This window comes from Gemella sp. 20925_1_85 (genome assembly GCF_041433735.1).
Classification (GTDB): domain Bacteria; phylum Bacillota; class Bacilli; order Staphylococcales; family Gemellaceae; genus Gemella.
In genome coordinates, this window is record NZ_JAPWCC010000019.1 from 1 (window position 1) to 23,362 (window position 23,362).

Sequence of the window (23,362 nt, forward strand, 5' to 3'; positions counted from 1 at the left end):
TTTTTGAAAAACGACCAAAACATCAATATGTTCATTGATATTTTTGTCGTTTTGTCAACAATCTGAAAATAATCCTCAACACTAGGTTGAGGATTATTTTCTGTAAGTTCGTTATATTTTTTGAGATTTGACTTTATTATTATTTTGCTTCTTTTACGTATTCTTGATCTTTAGTGTGAATAGTAAGTCCAGTGATATTTTTAGTAGATTTGAAGAAGAAACTACAGATATAACCGAATACTAATGCACTTAAGAATGAGAATCCTGAGAAGATGAATGGACTTTGTTTAGCGTAAGTTGTGAAGTCTTGGATGTACCAACATACAAGCCCTGCAACTACTAATCCTAATAATGCTCCAGCTCCGTTTGCACGTTTAGTGAAGATACCAAGTGCAAATGTACCAGCTAAAGGCACCCCTAGAAGTCCGATATATTTAAGGAATAAATCCCAAGTTTCTTTTTGGTTAGAGTTTACGAAGTATAATGCTGCGATTGTTCCTAATACACCAGCTACGATAATGATAATACGAGCTAATAGAACGTCTTGTTTAGCATCTTTACTTAAACCGAAGAAACGTTGTTTAATATCAACTGTGATACAAGCTGAAATTGAGTTTAAGCTTGATGCGATAGTTGATTGAGCCGCTGCTAAGATAGCTGCGATAACTAATCCCGCAACCCCAGCAGGTAATGCTGTTAAGATGAAGTAAGGTACTAAAGCTGTTGTATTAGCTGCTTTACCTACTACTTCAGCGTTCATGAAGTCTGGTAATTTTGTTACAGCGTGGCTACCTTTGTAGAAGCTGTATAAAACTGTTCCCATTCCGTAGAAGATTGGAATAGAGATGAATGCTAATAATCCGTTAGTCCAGATTGATTTGTTAGTTTCTTTTACAGATTCAGTAGTACTATAACGTTGAACTACGTCTTGAGAAGCTGTGTATTGTTGTAAACTGTTAAATACTGATCCAATGAAGATAATTGGAATAGTTGACGCTGTTAATGACCAGCTAAATTTCTCAGCAGTTACAATTTTACCATTTGCTAAAGCATCTTGGGTAATGTTACCAAATCCACCTACGTGGTAAGCTCCTAAGATAATTACTAGAATAGCTCCTCCAAGTAAGATAATCCCTTGGATAACGTCTGTCCAGATAACTCCTTCTACCCCTCCTAAGAATGAGTAAACTACGCAAAGTAATCCGATAACCGCACACACTAAGAATGGGTTAAGTGTCGATACTGATGTAATAGCAACTGTTGGTAAGTAAATAACGATAGCTACACGTCCAATATGGAATAGTGAGAATAACACACTTCCTACTACACGTACACTAGGATTAAAACGTTCTTCTAAATATTCATATGCTGTCGTTACATTTAATTTTCTAAAGAATGGAACATAGTAGTGAATCAATATCGGAATAATCGCGATAATTGAGAAGTTCCCTGCTGCGTATGTCCAGTCTCCGTTAAATGCTTTTTCCGGTGTTGCCATAAATGTAATGGCAGATAATGTTGTTGCGTAAATTGAGAATCCTACTGCCCAAGATGGAATATTCCCTCCGGCTTTAAAGAATTCATCCGTGCTTTCACCTGCTTTTTTAGTGAAATACACCCCTATCGCTAGCATAGCTATCAGATAAACCGCTAAAACTATACTGTTAAGTGTACCAAATCCTATTTTATCCATGGTACTCCCCTCCTATTTTTTCTTAATAATATTTTTTCTAATAATTAGGAAGGAGGAGAAATCCTCCTCTTTCCACCCCTAATTTTTTACCCCTTATTTTTAAAATTATAGGTTGTAATCTTTAACTAATTTTTCTACTTCTGGTAATTTAGCTGGATCAAATACTTTCATAGGTTGTTTACAGTATCCTGCATCAATACCTTTAACTTTTAAGATTTCTTTAAGAGTTTGATATAATCCTAATTCTAATACTTTTTCAATTACATCGTTTGCTTCGTGTTGAAGTTCGTAAGCTTCAGCAACTTTACCTTCTTTAGCAAGTCTGAAGATTTCTTGGCTTCTTTGTCCGTTAACATTGTATGTAGAACCGATAGCTCCGTCAACTCCCGTAATAGCAGCTTGAACTAACATTTCATCGAATCCAGACCAAATCAGTTTGTTAGGGAATCGTTTTCTGAATCTTTCTAATTGATAGAAGTCTGCAGCAGTGTATTTAACACCGATAACTTTTTCATCTTCTAGTAATTCAGCGAATTGATCTAAACTAATTTTAACTCCTGTTAAGAATGGAATGTAGTAAAGAATCATGCTGTTATCTGTAGCATCGATGATTGTCTTGTAATAGTGTTTAATTTCGTTAAATGATAATGGGTAGTAGAATGGAGTAACTGCTGATAATGAATCATATCCTAATTCTGTAGCGTATTTAGCTAATTCTACCGCTTCATTAAGGTCTAAAGATCCAACTTGAGCGATAAGTTTAACTCTGTCCCCAACTACTTCTTTTACAAATTTAAAAATTTGTTTCTTTTGAGCAGTGTTTAATAAGAAGTTCTCCCCACTACTTCCATTAACGTATAAACCATCAATTTTACTTACGTTAATGTTGTGCTCAATAACCTGTCTTAGCCCCTCTTCTTTAACCTCACCATTTTCGTCAAATGGAATAAGTAAAGCTGAATAAAGTCCTTTTAAATCTTTCATTATAATAACCTCCGTTATTTGTTTTTAATATTGTGCATTTATTTAACACATTAAATTTTAATACACTTATATTTTAAAACGTTTTCTTTAGTTTGTCAATAGAAAAGTCTTAAAATTTTTATTTTTTTGAAAACCTTTTAACCGTTGCTGTTGTTATCATGTTTACGCTATACAATAATACTTAATCCAGTTAACGCTTATATAGTATATGTAAATCTATTGTCTAGTCTTACTATCTCTATTTAATACATTAAACTCTACTTTTTTTAAAAATAAAAAGCGACTCTTTACTCATAATTGATTTAAAAAGTCGCTTCTATTCACTACATAAGATATCTTTTAATTTTTTATTTAATTCTATCAGATATTAATCTAGTAATAACTTTAATATTATATTGTAATTTTAAAATGGGGTTGACCCAAAATCCCTAAAATTTAACAAAGTTCATATGATAACTCATAGACGTAGTGGTTTATTGATATCTAAATTCGATTTATAAAAGCTTTTTAGATATCTAATAGACTGTGCGGAGGTGACTCAACTAAATCGATTTCTACGAAATCACGATTTTTGAGTCACTCCCTTATTTTATCTATCATAACTTCCAATTAAGAACATATTTCCTTTTAATATGTAGTTACTACAATCAGTTGTTAAGATGAAACTATCTCCTTTTTTCACATCATAACTATTACCATCTATTTCTACACTTCCGCTACCATTAAGTACGGTAAATAGATTTCCAGTTCGATTTTTTTCTAAAGAAACTTGTCCCTCCACTTCGACTTTAAACACAGAGAAGTACTTCTCATCTGCTAAGTATGTTACTGTAGCCCCTTCTAATCTTTCCTCTTTAGGGTTTGTAGTAACTTTTTCAAATGGAACTTTACTTACATCTTTTGTTTTTTCTATATGAAGTTCACGTTTATTGCCATCTTTATCGACACGATCATAATCATATACTCGATATGTCGTATCAGAATTTTGTTGCACTTCATATATTAATATTCCTTCTCCTATCGCATGAAGAGTACCCGCTGGAATATAGAAGAAATCTCCCACTTTTACTTCTTCTTCTAGGAATAATTCTTGCCACTGTTCACGATCTATTTTATCGTTGAACTCCTCTTTTGTTTTTGCAGTGTGTCCATATACTAACTTCGCACCTTCTTTTGCATCAAGTACATACCAACATTCAGTTTTACCTAGTTCTCCATTCTCATTTACTCGTGCATAATCATCTTCGGGATGTACTTGAACTGATAGATTATCACTAGCATCTAAAATCTTAATTAGCAACGGAAACTTATCATATACTTTCTCAGTAAATAAACTAGGTTGTTTCTCGTATGCTTCTTTTAATGTTAAGCCTGCTAAGTCGCCATTTGTTATTTTTGAGCTACCATTATCATGAGCGGCAATAACCCATGCTTCTCCAATATTCCCTTGTGGAATAGAAAAATTAAAACTTTCTAAATTGCGTCCTCCCCATATTCTTTCACAAAATACAGGCTCTAAAAATATAATTTTATCCATTTTATTCTCCTTAAACTATTCTAACTTCTAGTTTATTATACACCAGTCACTATTTTTTATACAGTATATACCTTTTATTATTTTTCAAGAAACAGTTTTCAAAATATTATTTTTATGGTAATATATCGTTGTATAGAAATTTAAAAAATCATTAACATTAAAGATAATCATGTCTTTATTAAGAAAGTAGGTATAATATGTTATTAGGTATAGATATTGGTGGAACAAGTATAAAATTTGCTGTATTCGATGAGAATCACAAAATCGTACATTACGAAACTTGTAAAACTCCTGACAATGTAACTGTAAAAATCACTGATGAAATGTTTAGAATCGCAAGTAAAATTCGTGAATCTTACAACTTCACTGCTGCTGGTATTTCAGCTGCAGGTGTTATTGATAATGTTCACATGGAAGTAATCCGTGCAGCTCCAACTATCAAAAACTATCTTGGAACTAACTTCAAACGCGATTTTGGAGACAGACTAGGTATTCCAGTATACGCAGATAACGATGTTAACTGTGCCTTACTAGGAGAACAATGGCTTGGTGGAGCAAAAGGTTTAGATGAAGTATTCTGTATGGCTTTAGGAACTGGAATCGGTGGGGCTTACTACTTAAACAGCCTTCCATTCGGATCTAACTTCGGAGTTGGAGAAATCGGACAATCTGTTTACGATTTCGATACTAAAACTACTTACGAACAACGTGCATCTACTATCGCTTTAGATAGAAAAATCAAGGCTGAAATGTACGAAGGGCTTAGCGTTATCGAATTCTTCGACCTTTGTAAACGTGAAGATACAACTGCACTAAAAGTATTAGACGAATGGCTATTCGAACTTGCTCGTGGTATTGTTAACTTACTATGTATCCTAGATCCTAAGTACATCGTAATCGGTGGTGCTGTTTCTGCTCAAGGTGATTACTTATTAAACAAACTTGAAGCAAAAGTACGCGAACTTCACCCAATCGAAAACAACCAAACTAAATTCCTAGCTGCTGAATTAGGAAACGATGCAGCTCTATACGGAGCTATTAGCCCATTTGTAGAAAAATAAGATATCAAACTTTATCCCCTCTTTACTTAAAAAGTAAGGAGGGCTTTCTATATTTCCAACAGAACTTCAAAGCTCTGTTCTACGTTAATTTATACTTTTTGCAACCGTTTAAATTTTTTTCTAATATTTTTTAAGTTTTTTCTTTACAAAGTCCTGCATAAGTGATAATATAAATTTAAGTTAACACATTAAATTTTGATAAATAAATAATAATTAAGTCAAGGAGGGATCAACTTGAAAAAATACGAAAAGATTATAAATGATATCATCTTAAAAATACAAACTGGTATTTTTAAAGAAGGTGAACAGCTCTATACAGAAAAAGAGATAAAAGAAATATATAATGTTAGTAGTACTACTGCTGTTCGCGTGTTAAACGAACTAGAATCAGCAGGGTACATTTTTAGAATTCAAGGTAAAGGAAGTTTCGTTAACAAAACTCTAGTTAATAAAAAAGTTTTTGTTACAGAAAACAACAACTTTCATAAACACTTCAAAGAATCAGTATCTGAACATTCTGAAGTTGTAGAAGCTGAAATTATTCAAGATAAAGAGCTTTGCTCGAAATTAAAATTAAAAAATCAAAAACTTCTAAAAGTAGCTCGTATAAAATATATCGGTAATGTTGCTTGGGCTCACCAAACTAACTATATTCCAATTAAATATTTACCCGATGTTAATATCGATGATATCGACAGTTTCAAAGAGCTTGCTACTATGATTAGAAAAAAATATCGTATAGATATTCACCAAGAAAAATCTAAAAAAAATATGAAAGTTATAGTTGATACTCCTGAAGAAATTGCCAACTTTATCGCAAAAGACGGTGAACCTTGTTTTGAATTTGATAGGTACACCTACTTTGCTGATGGGAAAATTTTCGAATATGTAAAAATCTTTATAAATTACAAATACTACAGCTTAACAATTAAAGATTAAGCGTTGGATTGGAGCTAACTATGAACAAAAAAGAAAAAATCTTAAACCAAATTAAAGGCGGAATTATCGTTTCTTGCCAAGCATTACCTGGAGAACCACTTTATGTTGAACAAGGTGGAATCATGAAACTTATGGCACTAGCTGCTAAAGAAGCTGGCGCTGTTGGTATTCGTGCACAAGGAGTTACTGATATAGTTCAAATTAAAGAAACAGTTGACCTACCTGTTATCGGAATTATTAAACAAAGCTATGAAGGTATGTCACAATTCATCACAGCAACTATGAAAGAAGTAGATGCTCTTGTAGAAACAGGTTGTGAAATAATCGCCTTAGACTGTACTTTACGCCCTCGTTTTGATGGAACAACAATCAATGATTTTATCGCAGAAATCAAAGCTAAATACCCTGACATTATTTTAATGGCAGATATTGCTACATTCGAAGAAGGTGTAAATGCAGCTAACATCGGTCTTGATTTTGTCGGAACTACATTAAGTGGTTATACAGAAAATACAAAAGATAGACCGAACGAAGTAGACTTAGGTCTTATCAAAAAACTATCTGAAACTATTTCTGTACCAATAATCGCAGAAGGTCGTATCCACTACCCTGAACATGCAAAAGCAGCTTATGACGCAGGGGCATTTAGCGTAGTAGTTGGCGGAGCAATAACTCGTCCAAAAGAAATCGCAGCTAGATTTATCAATGCAGTGAAATAAGAAAAAACAACTCTGAAGTGATATTTTCAGAGTTGTTTTATTTTTTACTATAACTGATGATCTATTATCCAGGAAGATAAATCTTCAATAGTTGCTTGACTTGAAGCGATGTTTAAAATAATAGTATATAATTCTTCCTGTGAGTATTCTAATTCTATTCTATTTAGAGCTAAAAAGACGAGCATAGCGTGGACTCCAATCCGTTTATTCCCATCAATAAATGGATGATTTTTTACCAGTCCATAGCATAGTCTTGCTGCTTTTTGTTGAATTGTTGGATACATATCCTGATAATTAAATGTCTGAAACGGGGCATTAATTGCAGATTCTAACATCCCTAAATCTTTCACACCATCTAATCCTCCGAACTCAGAAATCAAATCTTTATGAAGTAAAAGTATTTGATTAGTTGATAATTTTATCATTTTGCCAACACCTCATAAGCCTTTTTATTTTTTTTCATTAAACTTTTAGAAAGTGCCAATACGTCTTCATCCGAGGCTTGTTGAGTTTTTTCAAATTCATTAAATTCTACTAAAACATATCTTGGTGCATTATTTTTCAATATAACAACTGATCCATTTTCATCTACCATTCTTGCTATCTTAGAAAAGTTCTGGTTCGCTTCTGTTATTGAAACTAAATTATTTGTGTCTATATTCATACATAACACCTCCTTTTAATATTATTATAATAAATAAATAGGATTAATTCAACCTATTTTGTATGATTAAAAAGTTCTAATTGACACATGATCAATTAGAACTTTTCTTTTTATTATTTTTCCCAAGCACGTCCATCGATGTAACTTGACTTTCTGTAATTTTCTTTCATCGGTTTTGCCGGCATTATTATCGATAACAGTATATATATTAATATCGGACTACCAAATGAGAAAATACTCGCTAATAAGAATAGTACTCGTAAGAAACTAGCACTTATTCCAAATCTTTTACTTAAACCACTACATACCCCAGAGATTAAAGCTCCTTCGTATGATTTATAAATTTTTTTATCTTCTAAAAAATTAAGAAATTTATTCCATAATTTATTTAATCCATCTATCATAATAAATTCCTCCTGACTTTATTGTTGATATTTTATTATTCTGACTTTATAAATATTATATCACATTTCTATGATATATATTAACTATTGTACTCAGGTGACTTTAAACTAAGTTTATATTATTAAGAAAATATCTCAAAAGTCACAATAACAGCGGAATATTTATCTAATTGTTTTTCATCCTCTTTTTAAAGTTTTTAAAATTTTCTTCTTGACAAGTGAGCGTCTACTCACTATAATATTAACTATAAAGTGAGTGTCCACTCACCGAGGGTTAAAATTATTATTTCTAATGGGATATTTCTTAGCACCTACCTTGAACTATGCTTTAATAATCGCTGTTCTAAAATAATTAAGTGCACTAATATTCCTCAAATAATCTCATCTATATTTTTTTATTTATAAAGTGAGTGTTTGCTCACTTTACGAAAGAAAGGTGATTCTTATGAAAAAATTAATACAAATTACTTCATTATCAAAAAGTTTCGGGGATCAAACTGTACTTGGCAATATTGATTTCAACCTAGAAAAAGGTGAAATTGTCGGTCTTATCGGTCCATCAGGATCGGGAAAATCAACATTAATAAAAACAATGCTTGGTATGGAAAAAGCAGATAAAGGTGAAGCACTTGTTCTTGATAACAAAATGCCAAAAAGAGAAATTCTTTCTAATATTGGATATATGGCACAAAGCGATGCCCTTTATGAGATGCTTACCGGCTATGAAAACTTAGAATTTTTCGGGAAAATGAAAGGTATTCCTTCAAAACAACTAAAAGAAGAAATAGCTTATGTGGCAAAAATAGTCGACCTAACCGACCACTTGAAAAAATTAGTATCGAATTATTCAGGAGGTATGAAACGAAGACTTTCACTCGCTATTGCTCTAATCGGTAGCCCCGAGTTACTTATACTCGATGAACCTACTGTCGGTATAGACCCTAGCCTTCGTCGTAACATTTGGAAAGAATTATTCAAGCAAAGGGATAACGGAGTTGGCATCCTGGTAACGACTCACGTAATGGACGAAGCAGAACTTACAGACAAAGTTGGTCTTCTTCTTCGTGGAGATATTTTAGATTTTGACACACCAAAAAATCTAAAAGAAAAAAATAATGTTACTACTATCGAAGAAGTATTCTTAAAAGTGGAGGAAAAATAAAATGAGAATTTTAACTATTTCAAAAAGAATATTTAAAGAATTTTTTAGAGATAAAAGAACTTTAGCAATGATGTTCGTTGCTCCAATTTTTATAATGTGGTTGATAAGCATAGTCTTTTCAGCAAATACAAATTCTGAAATTACTGTCGCTTCTGTAAATACTCCTCAAAGTGTCGTATCCGTAATGAAAGATATCGACAACGTTCATCTAGAAGAATACCAATCAAAAGAAGCTGCTGAAGAAAAATTAAAAAACAATGAGATTGATGCCGTAATTTCTTATGATAACAATACTTATACGGTAACTCACGCCAACATAGATTCTACTAAAACTATGCAAGCTCAACAAGTTTTAAAAAGCTCTATAAAAGCATCAGAAGCAAAAAACTTGGTGAAAGTTATTAAAAAAGTGAATCCTAAATTAGGTGAAAACAAACAAGAACCTGAAGTTAAAGAATATTATAACTACGGTAATGTAGATTCAACATTTTTTAATAAAGTCGCACCTACTTTAATCGGCTATATCTTATTCTTCTTCATATTTCTAATCTCTGGTATGGCTCTACTAAAAGAACGTACTAGCGGAACTCTAGATAGACTTTTGGCAACCCCGGTAAAAAGAAGCGAAGTCGTCCTAGGATATGTACTATCTTATAGCTCATTAGCCGTAATTCAAACTATTATCGTCACTTTATCATCTATATATTTATTAAATATTGAAGTTGCTGGAAATCCGTTTTATGTTATAATAGTTAATGTATTACTAGCAATGGTTGCCTTAACATTAGGTTTACTAATTTCAACAATCGCAAAATCAGAATTTCAAATTATGCAGTTCGTTCCCATAATAGTCATTCCTCAAATGTTCTTTTCTGGAATAGTATCTGTTGAGAGTATGGGGAAAATCGCCGTCTATATTAGTAAAATCCTACCTGTTACGTATGCTAGTGATGGTTTAAGCAAAATAATTTTAGAAGGTAAAAATCTTCTTGCGATTAAAACTGATATCGTTGTTCTACTTGCACTTTGCATCCTTCTAATAATACTTAATATTCTAGGCTTAAAACGATATAGAAAAGTTTAAAAAACAATAGGAGACCCTTATGACTGAAAATATCTTACAATCTTACTTTAGCATTTCTCATGACGAAACCTTTCCACCTGGTAAGAAAAAAACAATAGAAGCTGCGATTAAATTATTCGCAAAACAAGGATACCACGGAACATCTACACTTCAAATCGCTAAAGAAGCAGGCGTTAGTCAGGCAACAGTATTTAAATACTTTAAAACTAAAGAAGATTTATTATATTCAATAATAGTCCCTGTTATTCCTAAATTATTTTTAAATTTTCTAAAAAGAACTCAAAATACTAATTCCCTTGAAGAATTAATCAGTTACGTTGTCGAAGATCGCATGGTTTTCCTAAAAGAAAATAAGGATACTATAAAAATAGTATACTCAGAAATATTAACAAATGAAAATTTTAAAACACAACTCATTGATTCTATAAAAATAACATTTGAAAAAATAAACTTCAAATCTATATTAAAAAAATATAGAGAAACTAATCCTGAAATTAACGAAAACTTATCAACATCTGAAATAATTCGTTCATTCGCAGGACCTATCAGTACTTACTCAGTCCAAAGATTTATTCTTTTTGAAGACGTTCCTTGTCCTACTGAGGAGCATGATTTACAATTTATTAAACAACAAATTTATAAAAACTTAACACGATAATAAAAAAAGAGGAGCTTGGTATTTTCCAAGTTCCTCTCACTTTTTATTCACCTAATCTAATCACCTTATCACAGATTGATAATGTTGATTTATTGTGTGAAATTATTATTGTTATCTTGTCTTTTTTACTTTCTTCTAAAGCTTTTAGCACTTCGATTTCACTGAAGATATCGATGTTTGCTGTTGCTTCATCTAAAATCAGAAGTTTACTATCATTGTAGAATGAACGAGCTACTGATAAACGTTGTTTTTGCCCTGAACTTATGTTCGAACTTCTCTCACCAACGATTTCATTTTCACGACGTTTCAAATTATCCACAAAACCTCTTAAGTTAGTTTTTCTTAAAGATGCATCCAACTCTTCTTTATCTAAATCTTTTTCGAAGAATGTGATATTATCTTTAATTTTTGCATTGAATAAGTAACTATCTTGTAAAATTATCGAGCTATTTTCTCTAAAGTAACGATTATCTATGTCTCTTAGCTCAACACCGTCGATCGTGATATTACCTTCCATATTTTCATCTGAGATAAATTTCATAATAAGCTTCGCTATTGTAGATTTACCACATCCACTAGGTCCACTTAATCCGATAATTTCACCTTTTTTCACATCGAAGCTTAAGTTATCTACTACAGTATTATCAGCGTAGCGATATGTTAGATTCTCAACTTTAAGTTCATTAAACTCAACAACTACTCCGCTATTTTCCGCTTCTTCCGGCGTATTCATAAGCTCTAAAAATCTCTTCCCACTCGCCATCGTCTGACTTAATGTTGAAGCAAGGTTACCCATGTATAAAATAGGAATAAAAGATACGATAAACATCGCAACTAATGATACAGTTACAAACTGACTATCAAGTGAAGATGCCACATAGATAAATGCCAATACCCCGATATTATAAGTTACAACATTTAGAACATTCAAATCTACTAAAAATTTATTTTTAAGATATGAACTTCTTGTTAGCTCTTCAGTTTCCATATCGATATTACGTTTTGCTTCATCGATTTTTCCATATTGCAATGTTTCAAAAATTCCATAAGCTTCTTCTGATGAATTGTTGTTTACTTGAGTCAGTTTACGACGATAATTTTCACCAACATCTTGCCCAACATTCCTAAAACTTAACGGATATACAAGTCCGATTACGATATAGATTATTAAAGCTACTAATGCTAGTTTCACACTAAAAAATAGTAAGAAGAAACTAACTACTAAACTTTGTACGATATAAATCATAAAAGGTGTTATCGTATGTGCGTAGAAAACTTCTAATAATTCAATATCAGTCGTAATCATCGTCATATAATCACCTGAAGTGTTTTTCGTAAAACTGTCGACAGATATGCGTTTAAATTTTTCTAAAACTTTAACACGTAAGGCATGTAATACTTTGAATGCTACGTAGTGATTTAAAAGTTGCTCAGTATAACTAAATAGTCCTTTTAATACAGCTAAAGCAAAGATTACTACGAATAAAATTACAGCTATTGTCGTTATTTTTGTTAAAAAGAATAACGAGATGAAGTAGGTAAATACGACAAGTGTTAAGTGACCTAAGCTTCCGAATAAAGTCGCTCTAAGCAATGGACGTTTAAAGTCCTGAGCAATAGCTAAAAGTTGTTTTAATTCTCTTAATGATGTCATTACTCTACCTCCTTAGCTAAAAATTTTGATTTTAGTTGTTGTTGATCTGTGAATAATTTTCTATACAGAGAATTTTCTTCAATCAGCTCATCATGTGTTCCTTCTTCAATAATTTTCTTATCTTTTAGAACATAGATATTATCTGAATTTGCTATTGTCTCTAAATCATGAGAAATAACGATAATAATTTTTCCTTCTTTAATTGAATCAAAAGCGTTAAGTACGATTTCCTTACTGTAATCGTCAATATTTGATACAGCTTCATCAAGTATATACAAGTAAGAATCTTTTAAAATTGCTTTTGCTGCAAGTAATCTTTGTCTTTGACCTCCAGAAAGGTTCGCAGCTCCTATCGCAAGTTCATAGTCTAGACCACCATGTTCTTCCACGAAATCTTTAAGATTAACTTTTTCTAAAGCATTGTACATATCTTCTTCTGTTATATTTTTACGAACACTTAAATGCTCTCTAATAGTACCTTTAACTAAGTAACTATCATTAGTAATAAGTGTAGTAATTTTAGACATTTCTCTAGTAGGAATAGTATCAATATTAAAGTTATCGTATTTTATACTTCCGCTATAGTTAGAATTTAGACCTAAGATTAATTTGATAACAGTAGACTTACCACTTCCACTTTCTCCTACTAATGCTGTTTTCGTACCAGGTTTAAATAGCATATTAATATTTTCTAAAGTCGTCTCCTCACCATAAGAGAAGCTTACATTATTCAGAACAATATTTTTCCCAGCTTCTACCTCGATAGTTTCATCTTTTTCTTGCTCCGGATGATCAAGAAGTTTATAGATATTATCTAACTCAACATTCCCTTTCATCGAAATATGGAACAAGCCACCTAAAGCACGCAATGGTTTGAAACATTCTAAAGAAGCTACGATTACGAAAACAATAAGTTTCTGATCTTTCACCGCAAAGATAGCGATAATTGATAAGACAAAAATAGAAATATAAGTAATAGCATCCATCACATTAATAGAATTAAGTTGGTGACGAAGTAATGCCATCGTCGATTTTCTATATTTTGCACTACGAGTATCAACATCACTCGCTACATTATCTTCTTTACCGTAAATTTTTGCCGTTGTGAAACCTGATAATCTATCGTAGAATACCTCTGATAAACTTAAGAAATCGCTGAAATTCTTTTTATTAGCCTTTTTCGACTTCTTAATAATAATCATAATAGACACAGGAATCAGCGGATATAATAACAACATCGCTATAAATAGTAAGATATGAATCTTCCCATAAATCACAAACGAGCTAAGTACGATAAACAATGTCGCAAACATCTGTGGTACAAACTTATTGAAATAAAATTCAATATTCACAATCGATGAAGAATTCATCACAAGAAGACTACCAGTATTTACTGCTTCTGTGTAATTTAGTGAAAGTTTCTCTACTTTGTTGTAAATTTCTTTCCTTAATGTATTTCTAACCTGTTTAGAAATTTTGTGACTGAAGTAATTATCCCCAGTTGTAGCTGCGTAATAAACTACTAAACCTACTACCGTTTTTAGGATAAAACCTAACATAGCGCCGCTTCTACTCTCTTCACCTAGTGAATAAAATAGAAAGTCTACGAAGTTGTAGATGAAAAATAGCGAGCACCAAAAGGCAACAAGTTTAAGAATCGCTACGAGATATACTTCTTTTTTGATATTAAAGAGAGCCATCGCTCTACCATCTATCTTCATAATATCTCCTTATTTAATTTCAAATTTAGATTTATTTTACATAAAAAGAGTAAAAATAGCTGTGGGGTTTTTGTTGTTTTTTATAAAAATCCAACATTCACTCTTTTTATGAAAAAGGTTCTAGTCACCTATATTGATATTAATTATCAATTATACCTTTTTTATTATACTATATAGATAAATTAAAAGATAGTTTTAAAGTTTATTGTTACGAAAATGTTCAAAAAATATTGAGAATGTTCGGGAAACTAGGTTTCGCCTCATTTTCTCTAACTCTTTGTATTTCACGGTTTTGTTTGTATGGAGTGTACAGTTTGCTGTTGCTTATTAATGCGCGTGTTTTTCTTAGAAAGACAGTGGGTAGCTTTTCTTTTTACTCCTAATCTCACTTTTGTTCTTACACTTCCTATTTTGTAAGAACAAAAGTCCATGTCTACACAATAAAAAAGAAGGTTTAAGATTTTTTAATCTTACCCTCTTTTCCATCTAGCTATCTAATGTTATCACTTTATCCGCTAAGTTTTCGATTTTTTCACTATTTCTGTGAGTTATCATAATAACTGTAGAATCTTGGTCTTTTAATATTATTTCCTCAATATCGTCTGCCAACTTGCTATCTAGGTTCGCCGTACCTTCATCGATTATGAATACATCTTTTTTATGATATAAACTTCTTGCCAACCCTAATCTTTGCAGTTGCCCACCTGATAAAGCTAAGTTTTTATTGTCTAGTATTGTATTTTCTTTTTCTTCTAAATTATCAATTACATCGACTAACTTACAATTTTCCAGAACTTCTCTAAACAACTTGTCGTTATATTCTTTGTTTAAAATAATATTATCCTTGATCGATAAGTTTAATAACTGCACTTTTTGATTCATCGTAGAAATCGCTGATTTAATATCGAATTGTTTTAATTCTCTATTATCCCATTCTACACTACCTTCATAGTTTTTTAAATCACCATTTAAAATATTGATTAACGTTGATTTACCACTACCACTTTTACCTTTTATTAAATACTTCTTGTTTTTCTCAAAAGTTAAATTAGGAAATTCTACCGTTTTATCTGGATAGTTATATTTAACATTAGAAACTACAATCGCCTTATCTAATTTTTCTACTCTAGGTAAACTTTGCTCTTCTTTAATTTCTGGATACTTACTCAACAATTCATTTGCTGAAGCAAAATTCGGATATAATTCGATTACTCTTGTTAAACCTCCAAAGAACTCTCCTGTATAACCTGATATCGCAAATATCATCGCAAATTCAATATATCCTTTATATGCGAAATATCCCGCTATGAAAATCAATGCGATTTGGTTACCTGCATTTAACGTTACGTTTAGTCCTTGTAAAGTCATAATAGATTTTTTTCTATTAACTTTCGCATTTTTTATATTTTTTGAACCCACATTTACAATTCTATCTAATAAATTCAACGCAGAAAAATTATTTAGCATTTCTGAACTAGCCAGTGCATTTTCTAAATCCTTGTTGAAATCTTCTGTGGCTTTTGAAATGTCTTTTGTCGTTGTTTTTATCGCTTTGTTGAAATACTTAGGTAGAACCATCATTAATAAAGACAATGCAAATGAAATAATAAATAACGTAATATTCACCTTAAGTAACGCAACTGTTGAGATAACAACTAAAGATATACTGTAAATCGCAAATAAACAATTAGCAGCATATTGTTCAAACTGCTGGATATCAGTAGTATTTAAAGCTATACATTCTGCACCATTATTATGTTTCTCATTGTAGACTAACTTTTTCTTAAAATCCGCAATTGCTGTTTTTCTAAGACTTGTAGAAAAATTTTGAATCAATTTTTCAACGTATATCGCTCTAAAATAACCCAATGTATTTAAAGCAACATATATCAACATAACCGCAATAGTCGCCGATACCATGAATCTTAAGTTTTTATCTACCGTCGCCTGGATAATCAAGCTAAATCCGTAAGACGTCGCAACCTGTGCTGCTGCGCATAATATTGTAATAATAAATACTAATACACTATATTTTTGTTTAAATATTAACTTAAACACACTCTTCACCCCTTATACTATAGTTTAAAGTCTTTTGTTCCGACTTTAAAAGTATATTTATTATGTAAATTTTATCAGAGATAACAAATATAGTCAACACTATATTTATATATTTTTAACACTATTGTGTTTTAATTATACTTATATCTTTCTAGTTTATTGATTTACAAGTAGATTTATAGTATTATTATAGTAATATTTGATTAATTCTCAGGAGTGGATAAACTTTGAAACTTAAATTAGCTGACTTAATAAAAACTAAAAGAAAATCACTAAATATGTCTCAAAAAAAATTAGCTGAAGGTATTTGTACTCAAACTATTATCAGTAGGTTAGAAAAAGGAGAAGTTACTCCTTCTATAGATATATTTTTCAAAATCATAAAAAAATTAAATATTCCAACTAGTGAAATAGAAGCATTATTTGATATCGATACTAAAGATTATCAGCCTTCACACTTCAAAGTTAATGAACTTATGGAATTACTTTATAAACGAGATTATAAGACACTAGATTTTGTTTTATCTTCCATTGATAAGAATACGCTTGATTCAGAAAGTATTTTATATTTTGAATGGTTTCAAGCTATCACAACATATCACATTAAAAATCAACTAGATCTTGCGATTGAAAATCTAAAGACATTAATAGAAAAAGTAGAAGTTGGTTGTATTTTATATTGTGATATCTGTAATACTTTGGGAAATTTTTATTCAGAAAAAGAATTATTTGAAGATGCTCTTCTTTGGTATGAAAAAGTTTTACCATACATAAAAATTATTCAAAATACAAGTTCTGAACAGCCCTTCTATTATTCTATTGCACGCATCTATGGAATTTTAAATATATTTAATGACGCAACGTATTGGAATTCTATCGCTATCACTAAAGCTCTAGAAAATAAATCATTTTACCTTCTGGGAGATAATTATTATTTACAAGCACGATTATTTGAGGAGCAAAAACTTATTGAAGATGCTATTAACTCTTGTAATAAATCTATTAATATATTCTCATTAGAAAATAATGAAACTATGAGGTCTTTAACATTATCTTATCTTTCTTATCTAAAAGAAAAAAATAGTAACGAGTCCCAACAATAATCCTCATATTTTATCAATATGTCTTAAAAAGAAAAACTCCAGATTTTTCCTCTGGAGTTTATTTCATTTATTCTTTTATAATTCTATAGTAAATTTTTGATGTTATTACATAAACTATTAGATAGAAGATTGCGAAGACTACGATTGTCACAGCAAGTGCTTGTAAGAATATGCTATTATCTGTTATTAAGAATAATCTTAAGATTTTCTCGATAAATGGATATGCTACTATCGTATGTAGTGTCGCTATAATTAGCGGTGAGAAGAAGATTAACAGTACTTGTGATCTGATTGATTGTTTAATCTGTTTATCTGTAATACCTACTTTTCTCATGATTTCAAAGTTACCTTTATCTTCATAACCTTCTGAGATTTGTTTGTAGTACATGATTACCACTTGAGATGTTACAAATATTAAACTTATGAACACTCCGATGAATAGGAATGATGCAAAGACTCCTCTGAATGTAAGTTTATTTTCTTCTTTCCCTTCTATTTCTATACCACTTTGTTTTTCTAATTTTTTAAAGCTTTCAATTACCTTAGACTCTTTAGTAGTATCTTTAATATTAAATGCAACGTAGTTTTGAACTGTAGGTTCTCCTGTTGCTATGCTTATTCCTCTACTATTTGGATTTTGTTTACTAAGTTCTTCCATTCTCGCAGCTAATTGTGTAGCTATTTTTTCCGCTTCTTTATCATCTTTTACAACAACGTAGTAAGTATCCATAATATTCGCTGCTGCTGAACCTATTGCTCCTGGAAACTCTGATAGTTTTTCTTTAATTTTATACTCGCTACCATTTAGTGAAATAGTATTGTTATTGTACTCACCTTTTTTATCAATATGTAAGAAAATTTCGTTACTTTCTAATGTTTTATTTTTATTAGCGAATTTATTATAATCTTTTAATTGTAAAACAACTATCATTCTTACATTAGCTAAGTCAACCCCTAGATTAGCTTCTGCCTTGAATTTATCATTCAATAGTCTTCCTACCATAGGTAATGAATTATACGATACTAAATCTTCTACTTCAGTTCCCGCTTCTTTAGCTGCTGCTTTTACATTATTTTCAATATCTGTTAATTTACTGTTAGTAGAATGATAACCTGCGATCATTAATTGTCTTGGGAATCTTTCGTTATAAGATTTTTCCATACCTGCATATAACGCCGATGTTGATCCCATAGTTACAAGAACCATAGTAGATAATATACAGATATTCGCTAACCCTACTGCATTTCTTTTCATTCTGTATAACAAACCAGAAACACTGATAAAGTTTTTAGGTTTGTAGTAGAAGTTTTTATTATTTTTCATAATTTTTAGTACTGTAATACTTACTGCCATGAACACTAGATATGTACCAATAATTACCGCAACTACCGCGAAGAAGAATACTGTTAATGCTTTTATAGGATTTTGTACAGTTTGGGCTGTGTAATATCCATAACCGATTAATGCTAAACCGATCACCGCTAAAATCCATCTAGATTTTGGTTCTTTTTCACCTTTATTCTCATCTTTTAATAAGGCTACAATTCTAAGTCTAGCAATTTTAATAACTGTATAAACTAGTAGTAAGAAGTATATTCCTCCGAATAATAATACTGAGAAAACTATCGCTATCGGTGTTATACTGAAACCAAAGCTAACCCCCGCTGAGAATAATTTCAATAATACTAACAACATAAGTTTATCAAAAATTATTCCTAATCCAATTCCTAACACTATTGTAGTTACAGCGATAAAAATTGTTTCTAACACTAAGATTTTAGCTATTTGTTTTTTCGTCATACCTAAAACAGAATACAATCCAAATTCTTTTACTCTACGTTTTACTAAAAAACTGTAAGTATAAAATAGGAAAATTACAGAGAACAGCGCAATTACAATAATCCCGAAACTTAACACCTGTTTTGTCGCATCGATACCATTTGGAAGTTTGTCTAAATTATCTCCAAAAGCTAGAGATGATAGTATGTAAAATGACATTATTGTAAAAATTGCTGATAACACATAAGGTATTATAAATTTTTTATTTTTTACAAGGTTGTTTAAAGCAAATTTGCTATAAAAGAAGCTCATCTTACTCACCTGCCTGCATTAAAGTTAACGTGTCATTAATTTTTTGGAACATCTCACTCGTAGTCACATTTCCTTTTCTAAGTTCGTGGAAAACTACCCCGTCTTTAATAAATAATACACGTTTTGCACGAGCTGCTGTTTTCACAGAGTGCGTAACCATAATAATTGTTTGTCCCGCATTATTTAGTTTTTCAAATACTTCTAATAGTTGATCTGTTGATTTTGAATCAAGTGCTCCTGTAGGTTCGTCCGCTAAGATTAGAGCGGGGTTCGTAATAATCGCACGAGCTACCGCTACTCTTTGACGTTGACCACCAGATACTTCATATGGAAACTTATTGATTAACTTATCAATTCCTAAAGGTTTAGTTACTTTCTCTAATCTTTTTTCCATATCTTTATATTTTTTATTAGCCAGTACTAATGGCAATAGGATATTATCTTTTATAGAAAAATTATCAAGTAAGTTGAAATCTTGGAAGACGAATCCTAGATTGTCACGGCGGAAATTCGCTAAGTCTTTATCTTTCAGCTTACTTAAATCTAAATTGTTTAAATTCACATTCCCTGACGTTGCTTTATCGAATGTTGCGATAATATTTAATAAAGTAGTTTTACCACTTCCGCTTTCACCCATGATCGCTACATATTCACCATTATCTACTGCGAAATTTACATTTTTTAACGCTTCTGTACTTTGAGTACTTAATCTTGTCGTATAAACTTTTCTTACATTGTTGACTTCTAATAACATTTTTATCACTCCTGAATTCTTTTTATTTTATCTTATCTTCCTAGTTCGAACTTTTCTACAACTTCCTCGTTGTTTATATTTATATTCTACCTTACTTTTCTTACAGATTCTATCGATTTTCCTTACAAAAAAGCTCCCAACCTTACACTTTTGTAAGATTGGGATATTTATTACTCTTTATTTGATTTCAAAGAAGTAGTTCTACCTTATTTCCTGGGAAATTATAATCTTAATACATCTGTGAATCTTTGTTCAGAGTTGCTATCTAGTCTGTGCGTTATTAGAATTACCGTTAATTCTGAATTAGTTAATAGAAGTTCTTCTATTTTTTCTGCATTATCCTTATCTAAATTAGACGTTATCTCATCTAACAGCACTACTTTTTTCTCTCTAATAATTCCACGAGCTAGGGCTATTCTTTGTTTTTGACCACCTGATAAGTTCTTACCACCTTCTACAAGTTCTGTATCTAAACCGTCCTCAAGACTTGCTAAAAACTCGCCTAGTCCAACACTTTCTAAGGTAGCTTTAACTTTCTCGTCAGTATATTCATCACCTAGCGTTATATTGAATCTTAAACTTTCTGTGAAAATATAAGGTTCTTGTGGAATATATAACATCTTATCGTACAGGCTGCTCTTATTAAGACCTTCTAGTTCTTCTCCATTAAATTTAATTGCACCTTCGTAATTTTCTATTCTTCCAGTCAATAATTTTAACAATGTAGATTTTCCACTTCCACTTTCTCCGACAATCGCGTATTTTCCATGTTTATTAAATGAGTACGAAATATTTTTTAATACACTTTTCTCTTCATATTTATAAGAAACATCTTCTAATTCTATAGTCTCAATTTCATCATTTAATAATTTTTTACTTGTATCTTGGTCATTAATTGCCTTAGCCTCTTCTTTGAATTTCTCGAATTTCTCAAAGATTGGCACTACAATATTTAACTCTACCGTAATATTCATAATATTTCCTACTGAATTGAAAATCGTAGATGTTAGCGATTCTATCGTTAAAATAGATCCAAAACCAACAATATTTTTTAGCGCTAGTATTCCTGTTAGTAATACCACACCAACTTGCCCTACTAAATTTCCTAGACCTCCTAGGACACCTGCTAATCCGACACTTTTTCTTAGAGACACAGATTCTTTTAATACTTCATTAGAAGAACTTGCTACAATTTTTTTCAAAATTCCTAATTTATTGAAAGATAGTAAACTATCGAATCCCTGTAAGTAATTTGTATTTTTACTTATTAAGTTTTCTAACGAGCCTGAATATCTCTGAGCTTTATTCTGGATAGATTTTTGCGCAAGAGCTGGTAAAACTAATGTAAGAACACTCATTACTATAGAAAAAACGATAATCGACCAGTGAAATGCAAACAGTCCAACTATAGCTAAAAGCGTCTCTATAATTGCTGTAATACTTTGATAAAAATTGCCAAATCCTTTTTCCTCAACAATCATCAAATCGTTACTAAGCCATGATATGTAATCTCCGCTATTTTTCTTATTGAAATTAGCATAGTTATTTTTAGAAATTGCATCAACGACATCACATCGAATGTCAGTTATCATCTTTTGTACTACATAGTTTTCATACGGAATTTTTATATAAATAGAAACCAAATATAATAAAAACACTATACCTGCATAGGCTATATTATAGAAAAAGCCATCGGTATTCGACTTAATTAATTCGTTAAATCCATCCCCTATAAAATACGCAGCAACAACCTTACATGCTCCTCCAAAAATAATTAGTAAAAGTAACAAACTATTTTCTAAATATCTTTTCTTTAAATACTGCTTCATCTTTTCCCTCCTTATACCTTACTATTATTCTATCAAATAAAATAAACTTAAACAAGATAGTTTTCAGATAATTTCTTTTATTAGTTAGAAAATATCTTTTCTTTCATTATAATATATATATATCAAGTAGATTTAGTCAGGTTTATAGCTACCTTAATTTGGGAGTTTATCAATTTATATCCAGTCTCACTTGTTAAATTAAAAAATCCCCTCAAAAGTTAAATTCATAATCTAACTCTCAAGAGGATTCTTTATTGATTTTTCTTTATCTAATCCCTCAATGTATCTTCTTTCGGGAATGTAATTTCTACTCTAGTTCCTTTTCCAACTGTTGAAGAAATTTCAATATGATGTCCAAGTTTATCTAGAGTTTTTTTACATAAATACAAACCTAGACCACTCGATTTTTTTTCGTATCTTCCATTAAAACCTGTAAAACCTTTTTCGAAAATTCGAGGTAAATCTTCTTCTTTGATTCCTATACCCTTATCTTCTATAACCAGTTTATTATCACAGGTTTCTATAGTAATTTCTCCACCACTACTAGAGTACTTTACACTATTACCTAGTATCTGTTCAAAGGCGAAGCTTAACCATTTTTTATCACTTACAACGATTGTTTCATGTGAAACATAGTTTAATTTTATCTTTTTATTAATGAATATAGTCGCATATTTTTTTACACTATCTTTCACCACTTCATCAAGATTAATCTTAGTAATAACGTAATCTGATGATATGCTATCTAATCTTATATACGTCAGAACCATCTCAACATAGCGTTCTATTTTGAACAATTCTTGCTGTAAGATTTTTTGATCTACCTCTTCATTATCCAATAGAAAATTCATCGCAGCAATCGGCGTTTTTATCTGATGAACCCACATACTGTAGTAATCTACCATGTCGGTATTTTTTTGTCGATTTTCCTGGGTTAATTTTTCTAATTCTTCATATAATTTCTCTATAATTTTATGATAATAGTCTATTCTAATATCCAAACTTTTTGGCAGAGCGTCTAGATCATTTAGAATATTTTGCTCCAAGAAATTTAACTTCTTATAACTTTCTTTGTAATTAGCATAATCAGAAATGCTAGCTATAAGAGCTGCTAAAAAGCAAAAACTTCCTGTATATATTAGCGCCTCAAGTGGTAAATTATATAAGTAAAACATAATGAAAAATATAAAAATGAAAACTACAAATAAAATATAAACTTTTATGTTTTTCTTTAAATAACTTTTTA

Annotated in this window: 20 protein-coding genes; 7 read left to right on the forward strand and 13 right to left on the reverse strand. The window is 30.8% G+C overall.

The annotated features are described in order from the left end of the window. Nucleotides 1-139: 139 nt before the first annotated feature. The 3 genes from O3884_RS06455 to manA all read right to left on the reverse strand — a co-directional run bounded on the left by O3884_RS06455 (nucleotide 140) and on the right by manA (nucleotide 4,214). Nucleotides 140-1,693: a sodium:solute symporter family protein gene (locus O3884_RS06455; RefSeq protein ID WP_294683417.1), complete on the reverse strand. Its 1,554-nt coding sequence runs from the start codon at nucleotides 1,691-1,693 to the stop codon at nucleotides 140-142. 105 nt (nucleotides 1,694-1,798) lie between these two features. Next, the gene (locus O3884_RS06460) at nucleotides 1,799-2,677 is read right to left on the reverse strand and encodes an N-acetylneuraminate lyase (RefSeq protein ID WP_060913391.1); all 879 of its coding nucleotides are present in this window, start codon (nucleotides 2,675-2,677) and stop codon (nucleotides 1,799-1,801) included. Nucleotides 2,678-3,266: 589 nt separating this feature from the next. Next, nucleotides 3,267-4,214, reverse strand: a complete 948-nt coding sequence (gene manA, locus O3884_RS06465; RefSeq protein ID WP_294683418.1) for a mannose-6-phosphate isomerase, class I — start codon at nucleotides 4,212-4,214, stop codon at nucleotides 3,267-3,269. A gap of 197 nt (nucleotides 4,215-4,411) precedes the next feature. Here manA and O3884_RS06470 point away from each other — a divergent pair, with 197 nt between their 5' ends. The 3 genes from O3884_RS06470 (at nucleotide 4,412) to O3884_RS06480 (ending at nucleotide 6,933) form a co-directional block, all read left to right on the forward strand. Next, a complete protein-coding gene (locus O3884_RS06470; RefSeq protein WP_371452523.1) occupies nucleotides 4,412-5,275 on the forward strand; it encodes an ROK family protein in 864 nt (287 codons plus the stop codon). A 234-nt stretch (nucleotides 5,276-5,509) separates the two neighbouring features. Beyond that, nucleotides 5,510-6,214 carry a GntR family transcriptional regulator gene (locus O3884_RS06475; protein ID WP_299323654.1) on the forward strand — a complete coding sequence of 235 codons (705 nt, stop codon included), beginning with the start codon at nucleotides 5,510-5,512 and terminating at the stop codon, nucleotides 6,212-6,214. Nucleotides 6,215-6,234: 20 nt separating this feature from the next. Continuing rightward, nucleotides 6,235-6,933, forward strand: a complete 699-nt coding sequence (locus tag O3884_RS06480; RefSeq protein ID WP_371452524.1) for an N-acetylmannosamine-6-phosphate 2-epimerase — start codon at nucleotides 6,235-6,237, stop codon at nucleotides 6,931-6,933. A 47-nt stretch (nucleotides 6,934-6,980) separates the two neighbouring features. On the opposite strand, the gene O3884_RS06485 is transcribed toward O3884_RS06480, so the two are convergent. The 3 genes from O3884_RS06485 to O3884_RS06495 form a co-directional block, all read right to left on the reverse strand. Then, a complete protein-coding gene (locus O3884_RS06485) occupies nucleotides 6,981-7,358 on the reverse strand; it encodes a type II toxin-antitoxin system death-on-curing family toxin (RefSeq protein ID WP_294683424.1) in 378 nt (125 codons plus the stop codon). Then, nucleotides 7,355-7,597 (reverse strand): type II toxin-antitoxin system Phd/YefM family antitoxin, encoded by a 243-nt coding sequence (locus O3884_RS06490; protein WP_294683425.1) that lies wholly within the window; start codon nucleotides 7,595-7,597, stop codon nucleotides 7,355-7,357. Before O3884_RS06490 ends, O3884_RS06485 begins: the two co-directional genes overlap by 4 nt. A 113-nt stretch (nucleotides 7,598-7,710) precedes the next feature. Next, nucleotides 7,711-8,001, reverse strand: a complete 291-nt coding sequence (locus tag O3884_RS06495) for a PspC domain-containing protein (protein ID WP_371452525.1) — start codon at nucleotides 7,999-8,001, stop codon at nucleotides 7,711-7,713. A 445-nt stretch (nucleotides 8,002-8,446) separates the two neighbouring features. Here O3884_RS06495 and O3884_RS06500 point away from each other — a divergent pair, with 445 nt between their 5' ends. From O3884_RS06500 to O3884_RS06510, 3 genes are read left to right on the forward strand one after another with little or no spacing between them, the layout of a single operon-like run. Beyond that, the gene (locus O3884_RS06500; RefSeq protein WP_371452526.1) at nucleotides 8,447-9,163 is read left to right on the forward strand and encodes an ABC transporter ATP-binding protein; all 717 of its coding nucleotides are present in this window, start codon (nucleotides 8,447-8,449) and stop codon (nucleotides 9,161-9,163) included. Between the two features lies 1 nt (nucleotide 9,164). Then, the gene (locus tag O3884_RS06505) at nucleotides 9,165-10,247 is read left to right on the forward strand and encodes an ABC transporter permease (RefSeq protein ID WP_371452527.1); all 1,083 of its coding nucleotides are present in this window, start codon (nucleotides 9,165-9,167) and stop codon (nucleotides 10,245-10,247) included. Nucleotides 10,248-10,266: 19 nt separating this feature from the next. Next, entirely contained in the window at nucleotides 10,267-10,905 is a 639-nt protein-coding gene (locus tag O3884_RS06510; RefSeq protein WP_371452528.1) for a TetR/AcrR family transcriptional regulator, read from the forward strand. 43 nt (nucleotides 10,906-10,948) lie between these two features. On the opposite strand, the gene O3884_RS06515 is transcribed toward O3884_RS06510, so the two are convergent. From O3884_RS06515 to O3884_RS06525, 3 genes are all read right to left on the reverse strand, one after another. Beyond that, nucleotides 10,949-12,559, reverse strand: a complete 1,611-nt coding sequence (locus O3884_RS06515; RefSeq protein ID WP_371452529.1) for an ABC transporter ATP-binding protein — start codon at nucleotides 12,557-12,559, stop codon at nucleotides 10,949-10,951. Then, the gene (locus O3884_RS06520; RefSeq protein WP_371452530.1) at nucleotides 12,559-14,280 is read right to left on the reverse strand and encodes an ABC transporter ATP-binding protein/permease; all 1,722 of its coding nucleotides are present in this window, start codon (nucleotides 14,278-14,280) and stop codon (nucleotides 12,559-12,561) included. Before O3884_RS06520 ends, O3884_RS06515 begins: the two co-directional genes overlap by 1 nt. A 486-nt stretch (nucleotides 14,281-14,766) precedes the next feature. Further along, nucleotides 14,767-16,338, reverse strand: a complete 1,572-nt coding sequence (locus tag O3884_RS06525) for an ATP-binding cassette domain-containing protein (RefSeq protein ID WP_371452531.1) — start codon at nucleotides 16,336-16,338, stop codon at nucleotides 14,767-14,769. Nucleotides 16,339-16,565: 227 nt separating this feature from the next. On the opposite strand from O3884_RS06525, the gene O3884_RS06530 reads away from it, so the two are divergent. After that, the gene (locus O3884_RS06530) at nucleotides 16,566-17,441 is read left to right on the forward strand and encodes a helix-turn-helix domain-containing protein (RefSeq protein ID WP_371452532.1); all 876 of its coding nucleotides are present in this window, start codon (nucleotides 16,566-16,568) and stop codon (nucleotides 17,439-17,441) included. 67 nt (nucleotides 17,442-17,508) lie between these two features. Here O3884_RS06530 and O3884_RS06535 read toward each other — a convergent pair whose 3' ends face one another. The 4 genes from O3884_RS06535 to O3884_RS06550 form a co-directional block, all read right to left on the reverse strand. Beyond that, nucleotides 17,509-19,533 carry an FtsX-like permease family protein gene (locus tag O3884_RS06535; protein WP_371452533.1) on the reverse strand — a complete coding sequence of 675 codons (2,025 nt, stop codon included), beginning with the start codon at nucleotides 19,531-19,533 and terminating at the stop codon, nucleotides 17,509-17,511. Between the two features lies 1 nt (nucleotide 19,534). After that, entirely contained in the window at nucleotides 19,535-20,287 is a 753-nt protein-coding gene (locus O3884_RS06540) for an ABC transporter ATP-binding protein (RefSeq protein WP_371452534.1), read from the reverse strand. Between the two features lie 221 nt (nucleotides 20,288-20,508). After that, nucleotides 20,509-22,116, reverse strand: coding sequence for an ATP-binding cassette domain-containing protein (locus O3884_RS06545; RefSeq protein WP_371452535.1), 1,608 nt, complete (start codon nucleotides 22,114-22,116; stop codon nucleotides 20,509-20,511). A 269-nt stretch (nucleotides 22,117-22,385) separates the two neighbouring features. Next, nucleotides 22,386-23,291 carry a sensor histidine kinase gene (locus O3884_RS06550; RefSeq protein WP_371452536.1) on the reverse strand — a complete coding sequence of 302 codons (906 nt, stop codon included), beginning with the start codon at nucleotides 23,289-23,291 and terminating at the stop codon, nucleotides 22,386-22,388. Nucleotides 23,292-23,362 lie beyond the last annotated feature (71 nt).

Excerpts from the sequence above, each read along its gene's own strand:
- O3884_RS06455 (WP_294683417.1), bottom strand. The coding sequence starts at position 1,693 with ATGGATAAAATAGGATTTGGTACACTTAACAGTATAGTTTTAGCGGTT.
- O3884_RS06460 (WP_060913391.1), bottom strand. The coding sequence starts at position 2,677 with ATGAAAGATTTAAAAGGACTTTATTCAGCTTTACTTATTCCATTTGAC.
- manA (WP_294683418.1), bottom strand. The coding sequence starts at position 4,214 with ATGGATAAAATTATATTTTTAGAGCCTGTATTTTGTGAAAGAATATGG.
- O3884_RS06470 (WP_371452523.1), top strand. The coding sequence starts at position 4,412 with ATGTTATTAGGTATAGATATTGGTGGAACAAGTATAAAATTTGCTGTA.
- O3884_RS06480 (WP_371452524.1), top strand. The coding sequence starts at position 6,235 with ATGAACAAAAAAGAAAAAATCTTAAACCAAATTAAAGGCGGAATTATC.
- O3884_RS06485 (WP_294683424.1), bottom strand. The coding sequence starts at position 7,358 with ATGATAAAATTATCAACTAATCAAATACTTTTACTTCATAAAGATTTG.
- O3884_RS06490 (WP_294683425.1), bottom strand. The coding sequence starts at position 7,597 with ATGAATATAGACACAAATAATTTAGTTTCAATAACAGAAGCGAACCAG.
- O3884_RS06495 (WP_371452525.1), bottom strand. The coding sequence starts at position 8,001 with ATGATAGATGGATTAAATAAATTATGGAATAAATTTCTTAATTTTTTA.
- O3884_RS06500 (WP_371452526.1), top strand. The coding sequence starts at position 8,447 with ATGAAAAAATTAATACAAATTACTTCATTATCAAAAAGTTTCGGGGAT.
- O3884_RS06505 (WP_371452527.1), top strand. The coding sequence starts at position 9,165 with ATGAGAATTTTAACTATTTCAAAAAGAATATTTAAAGAATTTTTTAGA.
- O3884_RS06510 (WP_371452528.1), top strand. The coding sequence starts at position 10,267 with ATGACTGAAAATATCTTACAATCTTACTTTAGCATTTCTCATGACGAA.
- O3884_RS06515 (WP_371452529.1), bottom strand. The coding sequence starts at position 12,559 with ATGACATCATTAAGAGAATTAAAACAACTTTTAGCTATTGCTCAGGAC.
- O3884_RS06520 (WP_371452530.1), bottom strand. The coding sequence starts at position 14,280 with ATGAAGATAGATGGTAGAGCGATGGCTCTCTTTAATATCAAAAAAGAA.
- O3884_RS06535 (WP_371452533.1), bottom strand. The coding sequence starts at position 19,533 with ATGAGCTTCTTTTATAGCAAATTTGCTTTAAACAACCTTGTAAAAAAT.
- O3884_RS06540 (WP_371452534.1), bottom strand. The coding sequence starts at position 20,287 with ATGTTATTAGAAGTCAACAATGTAAGAAAAGTTTATACGACAAGATTA.
- O3884_RS06545 (WP_371452535.1), bottom strand. The coding sequence starts at position 22,116 with ATGAAGCAGTATTTAAAGAAAAGATATTTAGAAAATAGTTTGTTACTT.
- O3884_RS06550 (WP_371452536.1), bottom strand. The coding sequence starts at position 23,291 with ATGTTTTACTTATATAATTTACCACTTGAGGCGCTAATATATACAGGA.